Genomic DNA, 19,073 nt, shown 5'->3' with positions numbered 1-19,073 from the left:
AATTTCACAATGGTCCGCCGATGACGAAAAAAGCGCTGCTAAAACATTGTAACAAAAGTATTATCTTACTTCTGGCTGTGTTTCCCTTTGCTGTGATAGCCGCTGCGGGGGGCGTTTCGGCGGTCTCTTTCTGGCAAGGTGCAGGTCAACACTCCCCAATGCTGATGGCTTTTGTAGCCGGTGCGCTGCTCAGTGCCAGCCTTGGTGCGATTATGGTGAGTCAACAGCCATTGCATCGAATTGTATATGCATCCACAACAGCGGTGGCATTGGCGTTCCTTGCTGACACCGCACATCTTTTTTCTTACTTACTGGCGCCGCTGTTGGTATTGCATATCTGGCTTGCCATTCGCTCTGAGCAGTTAAAGTACCAGGTCATTACTTGCTTCAGTGCCTGTGCTGCTGTGTTGGCACTGGCCGGCATATTGTTCTGGCAACTGTCCCCCGGCTTACTGGTGCTGGCGCTGCTACCGATGTTTTTGGCCGAGTTAACGTTATCCAGAGCTTCGCTGGCACCTGCGCCCCCGGCGAGCAGTGATGAAAGCAAAGCGGCGGACATTCTGGAGTTACCGGACAGGGCTGGGTTTCGCAGTGCGTTTTACGATTTTCGTCAGCGTGACCCCAGTGAAGCCATGCTCGTCATGATCCGCCTTGAAGGCTTCCAGCAGGTGAACTTTCATCTTGGCCGGGAGTTTGGCGATCTCTTGCTGGCCCAGTCTGCCAATCGAATTAAACAGCATTTGCAGCATCCGGATGTGATGCCAATTCCGCTTGGCAATGATGTATCCCGGCTGGCTCATCTAGGCGGTTTGCATTTTGTGTTTGTGTGTAGCCTGGTTAATCAGCATCACTTGCATGAGCAGATGATCGGTGAAATTATCGAAAGTACCCTGAAACCCTTTAATGTGGGCAACTGCACCATTGAAGTGAAAGCGCGTGCCAGTTATGTGAACTGTGATGAAGAGCAGGGGGTGTTCGAGAATTTATTAACCTGTGCTTTTTTGGCGCTGGATAGCCAGCCTGACAGTCCGATAGCCCCGTATCAGCAGCAGATGCAGATCAATCGGCTGGAGCAACAGGCCCGTCTGGCAGAGCTTGCACATATTGATTTTCGCCAGGAACTGGAGTTGTATTTTCAGCCTGTGGTACGCAATGAAGATGGTGATATTGAATTTCTGGAGTTGCTGTTGCGCTGGCAGCACCCCAAGCAGGGGATCCTGGCTGCTGGTAAGTTTATCGAAGATATCCGTATTGCGGGCCTGGCATTGCCCGTCGCGCAATACGTGATTGAGCGTGCCGCAGAGATCGCGCTGGCATTGCGTATGGAAGGCATTGCTATGCCACTGAGCCTGAACCTGTTTGGGCCGGAAATGCTGCACGAGGAATTTATCGAGTTTATCGACCACGTGTTGCTGGAGCATCAGCTGAAGCCGGGTGATTTGATCATAGAGTGCCCAGCCAGCTTGTTTACCAGCCTCGAGCCTCAGGGCATTGCCATGGTATCGCGGTTGCGCTCGATGGGGCTGCGTTTGTGTATCGACAGCTTCGGTGAAACCCCGGTCACTTTGTCTAAATTGCCTCAGCTAACCGTAGATTATGTCAAGCTGGGCCGCTCGCTGACCTCAGATCATGGTCATCAGGGCACCTTCAAGAGCGTGGTTCGTGGGATTGTGGAAATGCAGCAGATCCAGGAATGCAAAGTGATTTGTGAGGGGGTGGAGTCACCGGAGCAGCTCCAGTTCGTGAAAAGCCTCAACACGTTCGCGGCGCAGGGATATTATTTTGCCAGACCCCTGAGCAGCGTGGGCATGATCAGCTGGCTGAAACAATGGCGCTGGGAGCACCCGGAAGACACCCCAGAAACTTTTCAGCCAGACTCAAATTAAGTGCCGGTTTATTTAGGCGCGGCCTGCAGGTAGCTACAGACGAGTGAAGCGAGAACCTGGCCGGCATCGCTGATCCCCTGTTTCACACCCTGTGGGTGATGCTCGGGGGCCGCTTCGCACAGATGCAGATAACGCGCGCGTTCCTGACTTGCCGCTAAATGAACGAAGTGCTCGGCATCATTTACGGTAAAACCACAGTTGGTATAGGCGCTCACTGGCATTTGAGATATTGCATCGACATCGACTTCAACACCCAGAGGTGCTTGTCCGTCAAAGCGATTCAGCCCGATCTGGCATGCCTCAGTCAGAGTCAGTGTACGGCGTACCAGAATATCTTGGTAACTGGCGTAGCTGAATCCCGCATTATCCAGTGCTGAGATAATGGTGTGGTTGTTTTTCTGTTCATGCATACCAACCACGTGATAATCGGACAGATGGCCCTGATCATGAGCATAGCTGAAGCCGTTACCAGAATGACGGCCTTCCAGCGCGCGAAAATCGGCATGTGGGTCGAAGTTAATGGCATGACAAGCCTGCTGAGTGCTTTGCGACAACGCTTGCAGCAGGCCGTAGCAGTTATTGTGGCCACCACCAATTACAATGGGCGCCAGACCGGCATCAAAGATGGCTTTCATAACATTGCTGACGCGTTCATCAAGTTGGCCGTTGAGCTCGCGCAACTGAGCCAGTTGCTGCGGGTCACGGTTATCCAGATCGGCACCCTGCTGTTGCAAATCATCACATCGGACTTCGCCTAACAGCAAGACATCATCCGGGGTTAAAAAGCGATTACAAGGCAGGTTTAAGAAGCGCTGTAAAAAAGCTTGCCAGCCCAGGTAGGCGCCACCTCGGCCACAATTAGCCCGAGGTCCCAGGTCCTCGTTAATGGCAACCAACACATACTTAATGCCAAACTGCGCAGCATCGCGCAGCGCCTGGGTTAAGTCATTTTTGGGTTGCAGGAAAGCCAGGGTTTGCCAGAAGCGTTGTTCATTCTCACGGCTGTGGCAATATGCGGTAATGTCCGCTTCGGTGTATATATGAAGCCAGTGGTTACTCATAATTCAGGTCGATCTATGGGGTTGTGCCGGGCAAAGTCGGGCTTTACCCGGGGAGATTAGAATGCGCTAGCGGTGTTATTCGCTCTGTTCGTCGTCGACTTCTAACTGCAGTTCTTCAGCAGAAATAATGATGCCGGTGGCATCCGCATACAGGTAGTCATCGTCATAGAAAGATACGCCGGCAAAATTGACCGGGATACCTTGCTCACCGCTGCCTTGGCTGTCGGCAGCAACGGGTATTGAAGCGATTGCCTGGATACCGAGATCACACTCTTCCAGTTCCTCAACATGGCGCACAGCACCATAGACCACAATACCCTGCCAGTTATTTTCCATTGCCAGTTCTGCAAGCTCAATATCGATGAGTGCCCGGCGTGTGGAACCTCCGCCATCGACCAATAAGATTTGGCCTGTACCATCTTGCTGTAAAACCTGGTTGATCAGTTCATTATTCTCAAAGCACTTGAGTGTTTTGATACGGCCACTGAAGGCGCTTTGACCGCCAAAGTTAATAAACATCGGCTCTAATACATCAACCGCATCGGCAAAATGGTCACATAAGTCGGAAGTGCTGTAATCCATACGGGCGTCCTCGAAAATAACTGAATTCACAATCCAGTATACTCCCATTATGTAGGGGCGCAATGCTTTGAATCAACATACATAATTGTGTCACAAAAATGTCGTGGCAGTGTTATTTAGCTCTTCTATGCTGAATTTGTGAACAAATGTAAGCATGAGCTATGAAAGCACAGATCATCAAACTCGATACGGCGCTTTATTTCGCCCTTTATAAACCCGAGTGTAAGCCTTGGTTCAAAATGGTGATGTTGGCCCTGTCAAAAAGCGGAAACGGTGGACTTTACGTGATTTTGGGAGTCCTGAGTGCACTGTTTATGGGCTCGGTTGGGCAGCAATTTGCCTTGTGTGCCGTGGTCGCTTTTGCCATTGAGCGGCCGCTTTATCTCTATCTGAAAAACCGCATTGCGCGGATCCGTCCCTGTGATTGCCTGGCCGTGAAAGCCATGCTTACGCCAAGTGATAAATTTAGCATGCCTTCTGGTCACAGTGCCGGTGCCTGGCTGTATGCCACGTGTCTGATGGAGCATTTTCCGGCACTGGCGCTACCGCTGATGATGTGGGCATCGGGTGTCTCATTGTCGAGGATTGTTGTCGGGGTGCATTATCCGATTGATGTCATTCTGGGGGCGGTGATAGGTAGCGGATGTGCTGTGTTGGCGATAGGAGTTGTAGGGGAATTATGAAGATTTTATATGGCGTACAAGGGACTGGTAATGGTCATATTACCCGCGCCCGGGTGATGGCAGAGTGTTTTACGCGTTTAGGCGTTGATGTTGACTATGTGTTTTCTGGTCGTCCGGACGAGCGCTATTTTGATATGTCGGTGTTTGGAGATTACCAAACTCGTCGCGGGATCAGCTTTGCGACTCGTCATGGTCGATTGCATTACCAGGGGACGCTTCAGCAATTGCGTGTCGGGCGCTTTGTTAAGGATGTGCAGCGCTTTGATATGCGTGGCTACGACATGGTCTTTAACGATTTTGAACCGGTGACGGCCTGGGCTGCACGTCGTGCTAAGGTGCCAGTGGTTGCAATGAGCCATCAAAGTGCTTTTTTATCACCTAAAGTGCCCATCTTTGGTGGCAACTTTATGCTGCGTTCATTAATTCGTTGGTTTGCACCGGCAGACATTCACCTGGGTGTACACTGGCAACCTTTTGCTGAAAATATCGTACCGCCTTTTATTCCCTACCAGTTGGGAGATTTTGGCAATCAGTCTATCGCGAACAAAGTTTTGGTTTACCTGCCTTTTGAAGACTTATCGCATATTGTTGAGTTACTCAAAGACTTCCCTGACCGGGAGTTTTACTGTTATCACCCGGATGCACATAACACCTCACTGAATCATATTCATTTGCGTGAACCATCACGAGATGGGTTTATCGCTGATTTAGCCAATGCGTCCGGTGTGGTGGCCAATGCCGGGTTTGAATTGTCCAGTGAAGCCCTGAAGTTTGGTAAAAAGTTGTTGTTAAAGCCCTTGCAGGGGCAATTTGAACAGCAAAGTAATGCGATGACCTTACAGTCTCTGGGACTGGCTCAGGTAATGAACTACTTGAATTCAGAAGCGCTGGACGAATGGCTGGAATCACCTGGCGGACAGCAAATTAATTTCCCCAGTGATGCGACACCATTAGCCCTGTGGCTGACAAAGGGACAATGGCATAATGTCAATGAGTTACATGATACGCTCTGGCAAACGGTGCTCAATAAAGCACCAAAGGCCGCTTAATTAATGTGCATTTAGTAATAAAGTCGTGCAAAAATAGCAAATAGTGCGCGGCGTTGCTGACGGAATAATCTATACTCTATTGCAGGTCTTGTAATAATTGGGTAACCGTATGGCATTTCTGGAAAATCTGACCATCAAGCGGCGCTTGCAGTTAAATGCGCTGGTGGTGGGTGTGGCTTTAGTCGTTATGCTGGCAGTGATTATGATCGAAGCCAGTACGATGCGTAAACTGAATGAAACCATTCAGTATGCTGAAGAGCTTGATATTCATGAGCTTTCAATGCGCAAACATGAAAAGAACTTTTTGTTCTATAAAGATACTGAGGCACTAGATTTATATGCCAAGGACTACAGCGAGCTGCAACGTAAAGCTGGACTACTGGACGAGATATTTGCTGAGTTCGGTATCGATGACAGTAATTTACGTGAGTTCGAACGTCTTGCGCAAACCTATGTTGATGATTTCAATCACGTTGTTGAGTTACAACAAACCATAGGACTGCATCCTAAGGATGGTCTCTATGGCGCGCTTCGCAGCGCGGTTCATGAAGTAGAGACAATGCTCAAACAGCAATCACGTGATGACCTGCTGGTCTCCATGTTAATGCTCAGACGCGCAGAAAAAGACTTTATGTTGCGACTGGACTTGAAATACCTCAAGAAGTTTGACGATCAAATCAGCAAATTTGAGGGGCAGGTCAAAGCGGCTGGCTTTGATGCGCAGTATGAGCGTCAGATCCAGACCCTGATAAAGCAATATCAAACCCGCTTTAGAAATTTAGTCGATGCACAGACCAAGCTTGGCCTGGACCTTCACAGTGGTGCTCTGGGCAGCATGAAGAAAAGTGTTGAGCAGAGTGATGCTGTTGTCGCGCGGATCGTCGAGCAGGCAAAACAAGCCGTGACAGAAAATACGCAAATGGCGCAGATGGCTGCCCTGATCATTTTTGTTGTGGCCTCTGTGGTGGTGATGTTGCTGGTGCTGTCGACCAGCCAGTCAATTATTCGTCCGGTTGAACGGGTTTACCAGACCATAGAGCGGATCCGTCGTGAGAATAATTTACGTATCCCTATCGAACAGACGGGTAACGATGAAATTACCCTGATGACAAAAGACTTCAATAGTCTGATTGGCGACTTTAAAGAGTTGATTGGCGACGTAAACAGTGCGCTTGCGATCATCAATGATGCAACCCACCACCTATCGGATACCACAGCACAGACTAGTGCAGGCATGACTGAGCAGCTGCACGAGGCCGATATGGTGGCAACGGCGGCCACTGAGATGCAGGCCACGATCCAGGATATTTCACATAATACCGAAGCGGCGGCAGACAAAGCCGAGTCAACCAACAAGAATGCACAGCTAGGTCGCTCTGAGGTGACTGCAACGATTGAGCATATTATGCAGCTGTCTGAATCGCTCGGTGGTGCATCAGACGTAGTGGGCCAGCTAGAACGCGATGGCGAAACGATAGGCTCAGTACTGGATGTGATCCGCGGTATCGCCGAGCAAACCAACCTGCTGGCACTGAATGCGGCGATTGAGGCGGCCCGTGCCGGTGAGCAAGGTCGTGGTTTTGCTGTGGTCGCGGATGAAGTGCGCTCGCTGGCGCAGCGTACTCAGGATTCGACGCAGGAAATCGAAAGCATTATTTCAACCTTGCAACAGCGTACCCGTGAAGTGGTTAATATCATGGAGCAATGTCGCGAGCAGGGCAATGAAAGTGTAGCACAGGCCGAACGCGCAGGCGATCTGCTCGGAATGATCACCGAAGATGTGCAAACAATAATGGAAATGAGCACCCATATCGCCACCGCGATAGATGAGCAAAAACAGGTGGCCTCTGAAGTAAACAAAAATGTTGTGAAGATCCGAGACATTGCCCAGGTGGCGTCAGATCATGCCAGCAGTAATGCGCAAAGCAGTGAGGAGCTGTCGGAGCAGGCGCGGAATTTATACGAGTCGGTGGAAAAATACCAAGTGTAGTGCCAGCCCGGTTCACCGGGTTTGTAAAAGAAAAGGCGACCACAGGTCGCCTTTTTTGTGTTTATCACAGCGGATCAGGGCGTAAACTTAATGGGCACATCGTGGCGTGCAGACACACGCTGCTGATAAAGTTGCCACAGTTCATCCTCTTGCTCACTGAGCTTTCGCAGGTACTGCCAGCTGAACAGTCCTGAATTATGACCGTCATCGAACACCAACCTGACTGCATAGTGTCCCACCGGCTCAATTTTGCTGATGGCCACATCTTGTTTATTGAGGACCAGTTGCTGCTGACCGGGGCCATGTCCCTGTACTTCAGCGGAGGGAGAATGGACCCGTAAAAACTCAGCGCTGAGTGTGTGCGTCAGACCATCATCAAAGTACACATCAAGCAGGCTTTGTTGGGTGTGGTAATGCAGTTTGGTAACTTGATACATAGGCATAAAAAAGCCCGATCAGTGACCGGGCGGGATTCCGTTAAAGAATAAAGCGGCTCAGGTCTTCGTCCTGTACTAGCATATCTAAATGCTTGTCGACATAGGCGGCATCTATCGTTAGTGACTCACCGGCTTTGTCGGAAGCATCGAAAGAGATTTCTTCCATCAGCTTTTCCATCACAGTGTGCAGACGACGGGCACCAATGTTTTCCGTTTTCTCATTCACCTGCCAGGCAGCCTGGGCAATGCGCTCAATGGCATCATCACTGAATGCGATGCTGACACTTTCTGTGTCCATCAGGGCTTGTTGTTGCTCTGTAAGTGACGCATGTGGCTCTGTCAGAATGCGTTTGAAGTCTTTTGCTGTAAGTGCTTCGAGCTCGACACGAATTGGTAAACGGCCTTGCAGCTCAGGGATAAGATCAGAAGGCTTGGCCATCTGGAATGCCCCTGAAGCGATAAACAGAATGTGGTCTGTTTTTACCATGCCGTGTTTAGTGCTGACCGTTGAGCCTTCAATGAGTGGCAGCAGGTCGCGCTGAACCCCTTCACGGCTGACATCGGGTCCTGAGGCTTCGCCACGCTTACAGATTTTGTCGATCTCATCAACGAACACGATGCCATTTTGTTCAACGGCAAAAATCGCCTGCTCTTTTAGCTCTTCTGGGTTTACCAGCTTCGCAGCTTCTTCTTCAATCAACAGTTTGAAGGCTTCTTTGATTTTTAGCTTGCGGCTTTTCTTTTTGTCGCCTGACAGATTTTGGAACATGCCCTGCAATTGATTGGTCATTTCTTCCATGCCTGGCGGTGCCATGATCTCAACCTGAGGGGAAGTTTCTGCCACTTCAATGTCGATCTCTTTATCATCCAGCTGGCCTTCACGCAGCTTCTTGCGGAATACCTGACGCGTAGAGCTGTTGTCACTCTGTTGTGTTTCACCCCAGGCATCTTTGGCTGGTGGCAGCAGCGCATCTAAAATGCGTTCTTCAGCGGCTTCTTCGGCACGGTGTTTGTGCTTCTTGGTTTGCAGCTCGCGCGTCATTTTAAAAGATACTTCAACCAAATCACGGATGATGGTTTCGACTTCTTTACCCACATAACCGACTTCGGTGAACTTAGTCGCTTCAACTTTGATAAATGGCGCGTTCGCCAGCTTCGCCAGGCGACGGGCGATTTCGGTTTTACCCACACCGGTTGGGCCAATCATCAAAATATTTTTGGGAGTGACTTCTGTACGTAGCTCTTCAGGGAGCTGCATGCGACGCCAGCGGTTTCTGAGCGCAATGGCAACGGCTTTCTTTGCTTTATCCTGACCAATAATATGCTGGTCCAGCTCATGGACGATTTCTCTTGGGGTCATTGCTGTCATGGCAATTCCTATTACAATTCTTCGATGGTTTGGAAATTGTTGGTAAAGACGCAGATATCGCCTGCGATTTTAAGGCTCTTTTCCACAATTTCTCGGGCACTCAGGTCGGTGTTCTCAATCAGCGCGGTGGCAGCTGCCTGAGCAAAGTTACCACCACTACCGATGGCGATTAGATCGTGCTCTGGCTGAACAACGTCACCATTACCTGTGATGATCAATGACGCGGTTTCATCGGCAACGGCCAGCAAGGCTTCGAGCTTGCGCAGTGCTCTGTCGGTTCGCCAATCTTTTGCCATTTCCACGGCTGCACGAGTTAGGTGGCCCTGGTGCATTTCCAGTTTGGTTTCAAAGCGCTCAAACAGGGTGAAGGCGTCGGCAGTGCCACCTGCAAAGCCTGCAAGCACCTTACCGTTGTATAGGCGACGCACTTTTTTAGCATTGCCTTTCATTACCGTATTGCCAAGCGAAACCTGGCCATCTCCACCTATTACGACTTTGTCGCCTCGGCGAACACTCACGATAGTTGTCATAGTATTCCTTAATCAGGAGGCACATGCCTCAAGTATAAAATCAATTAGGGTAGAGATAGGGACGATTTTACGAAGATCAAGTCCACTTCCAGATCCCACAGCTGACGATGTTTATTCGTTCCAGCTTATTTTTATCGCTCTCAGCGCCCCGTTTGGTGTCATAGGGACCCAAACGCACCCGGTACCAGACACCGTTGGAGCCTTCTGTGCGACGGATCTCGGCGATCAGGCCAGCGAACGCCATTTTGGCTTTCATTTGTTCGGCCTGTTCATAGGTTCTGAATGAGCCACACTGCATCTGATAGGGGCCCTGGCTCTCTATTTTCTTGACCTCAACTTTAACCTCATGATCTTTAATGTCTTTGATGAAGTCTGGTGGGCGTGGCAGGTCTTTTTCTGCTTTCGGTTGCTCCGTTTTCTTTGCTGGCATTGGGCTGATGGGCTGTGCCTCGGGTTCGCCATGCTGCTTGATGTACCACAGGCCATAACCAAAGGCACCAATCAACACCAGTGTCAGAGCAGCAAAAAATTTCGGGAAAGGTTTGGCAACCTTTCCTTTGGCGGCTTTTTTACCGCCCGGCTTCTTATTTATGTAGTCGTGTTGTGCCATAACGTTTTTTTAATAGGTATCCATAGGGTCAACGTCAATACTCCAGCGCACCCGGTTGGCGAGTTTATGCTGGCCGATATAATCAGCCAGTTGTGCCAGGTATTGATGCAGTACTTTGCGTTGCGCTGCCTGAATATGCAATTGATATCGGTATTTTCCGGCCAGACGTTCCATCGGCGCGGGGATCGGTCCGAGTAATTGTATACCAGGGTAGGGGGTGGCTGGAACCAGATCCGATAAAAACGCCATGACCAGTTGTGCATTGGTGGCTTCTGCACGGATCAAAGCCAGATGGCTGTATGGGGGCATCTGGGTTTCCTCGCGTTCGCGCAATGCATAGCGGGCAAAATCCTGATAGCCGTTGTTCACCAGATCCTGTAACAAAGGATGTTCCGGGAAGTGGGTTTGCAACAGCACAGTACCGGCTTCGCCACTACGCCCGGCTCGCCCTGCGACCTGGGTTATGAGCTGCGCCATGTGCTCAGTGGCGCGAAAGTCGCACGAATACAAGCCACTGTCTACGTCGAGGATCACCACCAGGTTGACGTCTGCGAAATGATGTCCTTTGGCGAGCATCTGAGTGCCAATGAGCAGTCGCGCGCCCCCTTGGTTAATTTCATCCAGTACGGTTTCCAGGCTACCTTTGCGCCGGGTTGAATCCCGGTCTATCCGGTGCACCGGAAAATCAGCAAATTGCTGGGTTAAAAACTCTTCCAGTTGCTCGGTGCCATATCCCGTTGGCATGATCTGGGTGCTGCCACAGTCAGGGCATTGCACGGGCACAAACGCTTGTTCAGAACAGTGGTGGCAGATCAATCGGCTAAGGGATTTATGATAGGTGGCGCTGGTACTACAACGATTACAGTTGCTGAGCCAGCCGCACTCATGACAGATAAGTGTCGGGGCAAAGCCACGCCGGTTGAGAAATACCATGACCTGCTGTCCGCGTGCCAGTGTAGCAGCTATGGTATCCAGGCTGGCCTTGGCAAACCCCGATTGCTCAGCCTGACCTTTCATATCGACTAACATAAAGCGGTTATCTTGCTGTGTTTGTGCGCGTTTGGTGAGAGACAGCAGTTGATAGCGGTTTTGCAGGGCTTTTTGCAGGGTTTCCAGTGCCGGGGTGGCGGTGCCGAGGATTAATGGAAACTGGCCTTGTGCAGCACGGTAGGCCGCGAGATCACGCGCATGGTAGCGCAACCCGTCTTGTTGTTTGAATGAGCCGTCGTGTTCTTCATCGACTACTATCATGCTCAAGGTCTGAAAGGGCAAAAAGATGGCTGAGCGGGTGCCAATCACCAGAGCTGACTCTCCCAGCTCGGCGCGACGCCAGGTATGTAAGCGCTCATTATCGGTGAGGTTTGAGTGCCAAAGATCGATGGGTAACCCCTCAAAACGGCGTTTGAAACGGTTAACCGTTTGTGGCGTCAGCCCTATTTCTGGCACCAGTACGAGTGCCTGTTTGCCACTGGCTAAAATGGCTTCGAGGCTTTGCAGATACACTTCGGTTTTACCACTGCCTGTCACACCTTCGAGTAAGAAGGTACGAAACCCGGTCTCACTGTTGATGGCACTGCAGGCGGTAGCCTGCTCTGGGTTGAGTCTGGGTTTACTACCGAGCTGCAACGGCCTGGATTGCCAGTGTGTATCTGTGCGCAGTTCTTCTTGGATCAGTGCTTTTTCTAACAAGGCTTTGATCTGTGCCTGTGAGAAGCCCAGTGTTTTGAGCTCACTGGCGGTGGCATCTCCGGCACTGCGCAGTTGCTCAAGCAATGCTAATTGTTTCTTTGCTCTGAGCTGAGTGGTTTCACGCCCCGCTACTGTCAGCGTCAGTACCGGTACCTGGGTTTTATCAACTTGCTCGCCTTCGCGCAGTGCACCGGGCAGGGCAGTAAACAAGGTTTCGCCCAGAGGGTGACAATAATACTGGGCACCGAAGCGCAAGAATCCAAGGTGTTCTGGCGACAGCACGGGGGCAATATCCAGTACAGACTCAATGGCTTTTATTTTCTCGGCGGGCACATCGCTGTGAGACTTTAAGGCCACAACAATGGCAACGCAGGCCCGGTTGGCAAATTTTACTCTGACTCGGCCGCCCACACAGGGCTGCTGTTGTGGCTCGAGGCGGTAATCAAAGGTTCTGTGTAAAGGCACTTTTAAAGCGACTTCGGCGAAGCGCATGGAGACTCCGGCATCTGAATATCAAAGTTAAGGACTGGCGCCTGATAGCCCTATCGGGTGCTAACAGAACACGGGCTCAGTATACCGTAACAATGTAAAAATGCATGCCAGTGGTGAGGGAGTTTAGTGTGTATGGCATATTTTGCGGTTACATTCCGAGATTGCGCAAAAAATAACAGCTAAATTGCATTTATTGCTTGTGGATCATCCCGATTGACCCTAAAATACGCGTCCACAATTTTTGTATAACTACGTATGGTGCCAGACTTCGGGTTTGGAGAGCGATACGGCCTTAACTAGAGGTGTCCTATGAAAGAAGGTATTCATCCTACGTACGAAACAATTACAGCAACTTGTTCGTGCGGTAACAAATTCGAGACTCGTTCAACACTGTGTAAAGACATTCACCTGGACGTATGTTCTGCATGTCACCCGTTCTACACTGGTAAGCAGAAGATCCTAGACACAGGTGGTCGTGTTGATCGCTTCAACAAGCGCTTTGGCGCGCTTAGCAGCAAGAAGTAAGCCTTACTTCTGTTGTAGAAAAAGCACCTTCGGGTGCTTTTTTCGTTTCTGTCCCCGGTAATGTGCGATTTTGCCAAATGCTGCACTTTACTATGCTAAGTGGACGGATCAGTGCCGTTCGGTCAGTAAAGTTTCCAGTAATGCGAGATTGTTGCCGACAAACCTGCATGCTATAGCGTTCGTTAAGTTGTGCTCATGTGACAACCATATCACAGCGCAAATTTCCCCTGAATGATCATATTCACCTGATTAATCTGCATAGCTACCCCGGCCAATGTCTCGATTTTTTTATTTAATATTAGTTAAAAGTCGGTATTTTCTCTAATTATGTTTCTAAATGTCGGGAACTTGTTTTTTACGCTTGTTTTATTCATTTGATTTATACTCCGCATAAAAATGACGCTATTTTGACCTGAAAATGACACTTATCGGATCATTTGTTGTGAGTTAAGTTTGCCGAAAAGTAGCAAAAAAGTCGCTAAATATTGCTAACTGCCAACTATCTTTGCTTTAACAGGATAGACCTGATATGGCTTGAATTAATTTTTAAAAAAGGTATGGTTTAACACAGTTAGCGAATTTTTATCTCACTCTCACTTTCAACTTCTTCGTAGGAAAAAATCGCGTCATGTCAGACTTTCGTGAACAAGCTTTACATTATCATGCCCACCCCGTTCCAGGAAAAATCAGCGTAGAGTTGACCAAGCCTGCAGAAACCGTCAAAGACTTAGCCCTGGCATACAGCCCGGGTGTTGCAGAGCCGGTTCGTGAAATTGCAGCCGACCCCAGCAACGCTTACCGTTACACAGGTAAAGGCAACATGGTGGCTGTGATCAGTAATGGTACTGCTATCCTGGGTCTAGGTAACCTGGGTCCTCTGGCGTCCAAACCAGTGATGGAAGGTAAAGCTCTGCTGTTTAAGCGCTTTGCTGGCCTGGATTCAATTGATATTGAAGTTAAGCACCGTACCACTGAAGACTTTATCAATACAGTTGCAAATATTGCCGATACTTTTGGCGGTATTAATCTGGAAGACATCAAAGCTCCTGAGTGTTTTGAGATTGAGCGTGCGCTGATCGAGCGATGTGATGTGCCGGTATTCCATGATGACCAGCATGGCACCGCGATTGTCACCGCTGCGGGTATGTTGAACGCGCTGGAGATTCAGGGCAAAAATATTCATGACGCGATTATCGTTTGTTTGGGGGCTGGTGCAGCTGCCATCGCGTGTATGGAGCTTTTGATTAAGTGTGGTGCACAACGTGAACACATTTATATGCTTGACCGTAAGGGGGTTATTCACACTCGCCGTGATGATCTCAACGAATACAAAAAGTTGTTTGCCAATAACACGGATAAGCGCACGTTACAGGACGTGATCGAAGATGCAGACGTGTTTGTGGGTGTATCTGGTCCGGACCTGTTGTCACCGGAAGATCTGAAATTAATGGCTGATAAGCCTGTGGTGTTTGCCTGTTCCAACCCGGATCCTGAGATCAGCCCGGAAGTGGCACATGGCGCGCGTGATGATCTGATCATGGCAACGGGTCGCTCTGATTACCCTAATCAGGTGAACAATGTACTGTGTTTCCCGTTTATCTTCCGAGGTGCGCTGGACGTGCGTGCAACGGCCATTAATGATGAAATGAAGATAGCCGCGGTTGAAGCAATTCGTAGCATTGCCAAAGAGCCGGTGCCTGCTGAAGTACTCAAAGCGGCGGATGTGGACAGCCTGGAGTTTGGTGAACATTACATCATTCCTAAGCCGATGGACCCGCGCTTGCTACCACGTATCGCCAGAGCTGTTGCCGAGGCCGCGGTAGAATCGGGTGTCGCACAAATTGAGATGCCAGAAAACTACATGGCCTAAGTCAGTTTGAGCAAAAAAAAAGCCTCACAAAGTGAGGCTTTTTTTATTGCTGTTTTTCACTGTCGCTGCACAGATTATTCTTCATTAATCTCTGGGATCTCCAGACCCATTTCCGTCATGATCTGACGGACTTCCGCCGGGATTTTTTCCGGATTGTCTTTGCGCAGGTCTTCGTCACCAGGGAGTGGCTGGCCGGTAAAGGCATGCAGAAATGCCTCACACAGTAACTCACTGTTCGTCGCGTGGCGCAGGTTGTTGACCTGGCGACGGGTGCGCTCATCGGTTAGCACTTTCAGTACGTTGAGCGGGATAGAAACAGTAATCTTTTTTACCTGTTCTGATTTCTTACCGTGTTCTGCATAAGGGTGAATATATTCACCGTTCCATTTAGCCATAGTGATGTACTTGCCTCAGTGTTGTAGATGCAATGCGAATAAGACTGTGTACTGTGTATGGATCCAACCGTGACACGTAGGCTCTCTGTTGGCAATGTTGCACGTCATTTGCCATAGTTTAAGCTCAAATACTCAGTCTTATTAGCATAGAGTTCGCGTTGAGTGGCGAAATTTTATCGGTTTAAAAAAGATAGTCAAATACTAGTTATTTAGCCATTTAGCGGTATAAATGTTTTGACTTCTAACTTTTGTTCATCTAACCTTTTAGACGTCTAAACATCTAATTCATCCAGGTGACCTATGAGCCAAAGCAACAAGTCAACCATAGCGGTACGTACAGGCATAGATGCCGATAAGCATCATGGTGCGGTGGTGCCGCCGCTTTATCTGTCGACCACCTATTCTTTCGCGGATTTTGATAAGAAGCGTGATTACGATTACGGTCGCAGTGGTAACCCTAATCGCGATATTCTTGCGCAAACACTGGCGGAACTGGAAGGTGGCGCTAAGGGGATCATTACCGCAACGGGTATGGCCGCGGTTCACCTGGTGACTCAGTTACTGAATGCTGATGATACCTTAGTGATCCCACACGACTGTTATGGGGGCAGCTATCGCTTGTTTACCTCTCTGGAAAAGCGCGGTTTGCTGAAGGTCAAAGTACTGGATCTGACGCGCAGCGACAGCTTGCAGGAAATTCTGGCCATTAAACCTAAGCTGGTCTGGATTGAAACACCGAGCAACCCCATTTTGCGCTTGACGGATATTCAGGCTGTTGTGGATGTCGCGGCACAGTGTGGTGCGCTGGTCGCTGCTGACAATACTTTCTTGTCGCCGGCACTGCAAAACCCCATCGCATTTGGCGTCGACATTGTGGTCCATTCCACCACTAAGTATATCAATGGCCACTCGGATGTTGTGGGTGGGGCTGTTATCGCTAAAACCGAGGAGCTGGGTGATGAACTGGCCTGGTGGGCCAATAATATCGGTATCACGGGCGCGCCGTTTGACAGTTACCTGACTTTACGGGGTTTACGTACGCTCAATGTTCGCCTTAAACAGCATCAGGAAAATGCGCTGGCGATTGCACGTTACCTTGAGCAATCAGAATTTGTTAGTCAGGTTTATTACCCAGGGCTGGAAAGCCATCCTCAGCACGCACTGGCGAAACAGCAGCAACAAGGCTTCGGTGGCATGGTGAGCTTTGATATTAAAGGGGAGCTCGCGGATGCCGCTAAATTCCTGACCAGTGTGAAGCAATTCTCTCTGGCAGAATCTCTGGGTGGTGTTGAAAGCTTGATTTGTCACCCGGCGACTATGACACATGCGGGTATGGACCCGGCCGCACGGCTTGAGGCGGGTGTTGGTGACACACTGATCCGCATTTCGGTGGGGATTGAGGAAATCGACGATTTACTAGCAGACTTTGAGCAGGCATTTGCCGCGGTGAAGGCCGCGCAAGGCAACTCCAGTGACAATGCGAAAGCATTTAAGCTCTCGCCAGCACATACGGCATTGTGGTAGAAGAAATGACAAAAGCAGTACATAAATTCGGCGGGTCGAGCTTAAGCTCGGCTGCTCGCTATCAGGCGGTTGCCAATATCATCATTGGACAGTGCCAGAGCGGTGACTGTATCGTGGTATCGGCAGCAGGTAAAACTACCAATACCTTGGTTGCCTTGTGGCACAGTTATCAGCAGCAGGACGAACGAGCCTTTAGCGATATCTTGCTGCAAGTGGAAAACCATCAGTTGCAGCTGATTGATGAGCTATTTTCCGCAGCGCAGCAATCCTCGCTGGTCTCTGAATTACGTGATGAGTTGAGCAGTATCGGTCGCCAGGCGCAGTCGCGTCAGCTACTTGAAGCCCCGTTATTGGCGTTTGGCGAGATCTGGTCAGCACGTTTATTGGCTGCCTTGTTGAACACTTTGAATATTGCCGCTCAGGATATTGATGCACGCACTTTGTTTACTCAGCATCAGGGACAGCTGATGCACAGTCAAAATCGCAGTGCCTGTCATCAGGCACTCGATCAGGACAAAATTTATGTGGTGACTGGGTTTATTGCTGCTGATAGTGCTGGGAATACGGTGACATTAGGGCGTAATGGCAGTGATTATAGCGCTACATTATTGGCCAATTATTTAGATGCCGCGTCAGTGTCAATCTGGACTGACACGCCGGGCGTTTTTAGCACCGATCCGCGCAAAGTGGGTAATGCAATCAAGTACAGCAAAGTGTGCCGTGCTCAGGCTAATTTGCTGGCACGGCTTGGCAACCCGGTATTGCACGCAAAAACACTGTCACCACTTAAAGAAACCGCCATTAAGCTACAGGTACGCAGCAGCTTTGAGCCAGACGTGCAGGGCACTGAAGTGGTTAAGCAAGGTTACAGTAAAGAAAAGCGCTTTGTGACCACTTTTGGTGACCTGGATTTATTGCGGGTTGATACCCTGGTTTCGGGAGAAGTCGGGGCGCTTAGTCAGCTTATTCAGCATGGCATTCATCACTTCAACCAAAACGGTGAAGATTACCTATTGGTGCCTAGCGAGTTTACACATCAGGTTGTTTTACGCCTGAGTGGCCGGGTCACCATCGTCGAGTCACACCTACGTGGCTTTGCTGTGGTTGCACCTTGTCCGGACATTGCTCCGTTGGTGCGTCAGGCACAGACGGTGCTGGATGAACAGGCAGTGGTGGTGCGCTTCACTCACAGTGCGACAGACTATGCTTTATTCCTGACCGATCAGGCCATTGACAGTGATGTATTGGCTATTTTGCATGATAAACTGGTGAATAAGGGACGTGAACTGGCGGTGATCATCGCCGGTCTGGGCAACGTTGGTGAGGTCTTCCTGAGCCAGTGTCAGCAACAAATTACGCGCCTGCAAAGCCAGTTTGATCTTAAAGTGGTAGCACTGTTACGCTCACAGAAAATGGTGTTTTGCCCGAGTGGTTTAACTGTGTCGCAATGGCAGCAGCAGTGGCAAAGTGAAGCGCTGGATTACTCGCATGAAGAGTTGCTGGATCGTATCAGTGAGCTTGATTACGAACATAAGGTGGTGATTGATATCACTGCCAGTGAGACATTTAGCCAGCTGTACCCGGATTTTGCGGCCCATGATTGCCATTTGATCAGTGCAAATAAGTATGCCGGAACTGCGCAGCATGACTGGTACCAGGCATTGCGTACTCAGTTACAGGAACGTAATTTGCTGTGGCGTTATAACACCAGTGTTGGTGCGGGACTGCCAGTTAATTTTGCGCTGGCGGATCTGCAAAATAGCGGTGACAGAGTTGTGCGCATTGAAGGGGTGTTTTCGGGCACTTTATCCTGGTTGTGTAGCAGTTTTGATGGCACTCGTCCTTTCTCTGAGCTGGTTTTGGCAGCACAAGAAATGGGGTATACCGAGCCGGATCCCAGAGAAGATTTATCCGGTCGCGATATGCAGCGCAAGCTGCTGATCCTGGCGCGTGAACTGGGGTTACAGCTGGAGCTGGACGACATTGCATTAGAGGCGTTGATGCCTGAGACACTGGCTGAAGGCAGCTGGGACACCTTTTTGGCACGCAAAGATGAGTTAGATGCGTTTTATCAGCAGCGTCAGGAAGCAGCCCAGGCCGCTGATAAAGTGCTGAGGTATACCGGTGCCCTAGAGATTGACGCATCAGGAACAGTCCATGCCAAAGTGGGGATTGCGCAAGTTGCTCAGGGGAGCGCGATTGCCAATTTGACCCCGGGGGACAACATTTTTGTGATAACCACCCAGTGGTATGAACAAAATCCTTTAGTGATTCAAGGACCTGGTGCGGGTAAAGAAGTCACCGCTGCGGGGATCCATTCCGACCTATACTGGTTAACACAGCAGCTGAGATAACAAAAAAGAAAGACAAAAAAGGCCAGT

The 19,073-nt window shown here is 49.8% G+C and carries 16 protein-coding genes; 8 read left to right on the top strand and 8 right to left on the bottom strand.

The features are described 5' to 3' along the window. The first annotated feature begins 20 nt into the window (after positions 1–20). Positions 21–1,886: a GGDEF domain-containing phosphodiesterase gene (locus IY568_RS15385; protein WP_194868025.1), complete on the top strand. Its 1,866-nt coding sequence runs from the start codon at positions 21–23 to the stop codon at positions 1,884–1,886. Positions 1,887–1,894: 8 nt separating this feature from the next. On the opposite strand, the gene IY568_RS15380 is transcribed toward IY568_RS15385, so the two are convergent. Both IY568_RS15380 and rraA read right to left on the bottom strand, forming a co-directional pair. After that, positions 1,895–2,947 carry a formimidoylglutamase gene (locus tag IY568_RS15380; RefSeq protein WP_194868024.1) on the bottom strand — a complete coding sequence of 351 codons (1,053 nt, stop codon included), beginning with the start codon at positions 2,945–2,947 and terminating at the stop codon, positions 1,895–1,897. Positions 2,948–3,022: 75 nt separating this feature from the next. After that, complete coding sequence (rraA, locus tag IY568_RS15375; RefSeq protein ID WP_125563049.1) at positions 3,023–3,529, bottom strand: ribonuclease E activity regulator RraA; 507 nt, start codon at positions 3,527–3,529, stop codon at positions 3,023–3,025. 161 nt (positions 3,530–3,690) lie between these two features. Here rraA and IY568_RS15370 point away from each other — a divergent pair, with 161 nt between their 5' ends. The 3 genes from IY568_RS15370 to IY568_RS15360 all read left to right on the top strand — a co-directional run bounded on the left by IY568_RS15370 (position 3,691) and on the right by IY568_RS15360 (position 7,251). After that, positions 3,691–4,212: a phosphatase PAP2 family protein gene (locus IY568_RS15370; protein WP_125563051.1), complete on the top strand. Its 522-nt coding sequence runs from the start codon at positions 3,691–3,693 to the stop codon at positions 4,210–4,212. Continuing rightward, entirely contained in the window at positions 4,209–5,261 is a 1,053-nt protein-coding gene (locus IY568_RS15365) for an MJ1255/VC2487 family glycosyltransferase (protein ID WP_125563053.1), read from the top strand. Before IY568_RS15370 ends, IY568_RS15365 begins: the two co-directional genes overlap by 4 nt. 109 nt (positions 5,262–5,370) lie before the next feature. Further along, a complete protein-coding gene (locus IY568_RS15360) occupies positions 5,371–7,251 on the top strand; it encodes a methyl-accepting chemotaxis protein (protein WP_194868023.1) in 1,881 nt (626 codons plus the stop codon). A gap of 74 nt (positions 7,252–7,325) precedes the next feature. Here IY568_RS15360 and IY568_RS15355 read toward each other — a convergent pair whose 3' ends face one another. The 5 genes from IY568_RS15355 to priA all read right to left on the bottom strand — a co-directional run bounded on the left by IY568_RS15355 (position 7,326) and on the right by priA (position 12,378). Further along, positions 7,326–7,688 (bottom strand): gamma-butyrobetaine hydroxylase-like domain-containing protein, encoded by a 363-nt coding sequence (locus IY568_RS15355; protein WP_125563182.1) that lies wholly within the window; start codon positions 7,686–7,688, stop codon positions 7,326–7,328. A 40-nt stretch (positions 7,689–7,728) separates the two neighbouring features. After that, positions 7,729–9,057 carry an HslU--HslV peptidase ATPase subunit gene (hslU, locus tag IY568_RS15350; RefSeq protein ID WP_125563057.1) on the bottom strand — a complete coding sequence of 443 codons (1,329 nt, stop codon included), beginning with the start codon at positions 9,055–9,057 and terminating at the stop codon, positions 7,729–7,731. Positions 9,058–9,068: 11 nt separating this feature from the next. Then, entirely contained in the window at positions 9,069–9,587 is a 519-nt protein-coding gene (hslV, locus tag IY568_RS15345) for an ATP-dependent protease subunit HslV (RefSeq protein ID WP_010386191.1), read from the bottom strand. A 76-nt stretch (positions 9,588–9,663) separates the two neighbouring features. Then, entirely contained in the window at positions 9,664–10,197 is a 534-nt protein-coding gene (locus IY568_RS15340) for an SPOR domain-containing protein (RefSeq protein ID WP_125563059.1), read from the bottom strand. 9 nt (positions 10,198–10,206) lie between these two features. Continuing rightward, on the bottom strand, positions 10,207–12,378 hold the full coding sequence (priA, locus tag IY568_RS15335) for a primosomal protein N' (protein WP_194868022.1): 2,172 nt from the start codon (positions 12,376–12,378) through the stop codon (positions 10,207–10,209). Between the two features lie 309 nt (positions 12,379–12,687). Between priA and rpmE the strand changes: the two genes are divergently transcribed. Both rpmE and IY568_RS15325 read left to right on the top strand, forming a co-directional pair. Beyond that, entirely contained in the window at positions 12,688–12,903 is a 216-nt protein-coding gene (rpmE, locus tag IY568_RS15330; RefSeq protein WP_010386197.1) for a 50S ribosomal protein L31, read from the top strand. Positions 12,904–13,531: 628 nt separating this feature from the next. After that, the gene (locus tag IY568_RS15325) at positions 13,532–14,773 is read left to right on the top strand and encodes a malic enzyme-like NAD(P)-binding protein (RefSeq protein ID WP_010386198.1); all 1,242 of its coding nucleotides are present in this window, start codon (positions 13,532–13,534) and stop codon (positions 14,771–14,773) included. Positions 14,774–14,847: 74 nt separating this feature from the next. Here the strand turns inward: IY568_RS15325 and metJ are convergent, their stop codons facing one another. Continuing rightward, positions 14,848–15,168, bottom strand: coding sequence for a met regulon transcriptional regulator MetJ (gene metJ / locus IY568_RS15320; RefSeq protein ID WP_010386199.1), 321 nt, complete (start codon positions 15,166–15,168; stop codon positions 14,848–14,850). 300 nt (positions 15,169–15,468) lie between these two features. On the opposite strand from metJ, the gene metB reads away from it, so the two are divergent. Together metB and metL are read left to right on the top strand one after the other, a co-directional pair. Continuing rightward, positions 15,469–16,692, top strand: a complete 1,224-nt coding sequence (gene metB / locus IY568_RS15315) for a cystathionine gamma-synthase (RefSeq protein ID WP_010386200.1) — start codon at positions 15,469–15,471, stop codon at positions 16,690–16,692. A 5-nt stretch (positions 16,693–16,697) separates the two neighbouring features. Then, on the top strand, positions 16,698–19,046 hold the full coding sequence (metL, locus tag IY568_RS15310; RefSeq protein ID WP_138537826.1) for a bifunctional aspartate kinase/homoserine dehydrogenase II: 2,349 nt from the start codon (positions 16,698–16,700) through the stop codon (positions 19,044–19,046). Positions 19,047–19,073: the final 27 nt, after the last annotated feature.

The organism is Pseudoalteromonas sp. PPB1 (assembly GCF_015356275.1).
In the GTDB taxonomy this organism is placed as follows: Bacteria; Pseudomonadota; Gammaproteobacteria; order Enterobacterales; family Alteromonadaceae; genus Pseudoalteromonas; species Pseudoalteromonas rubra_D.
The sequence above is the reverse complement of the archived record's forward strand: the minus strand, read 5'-3'. Positions and strand labels throughout refer to the sequence as shown.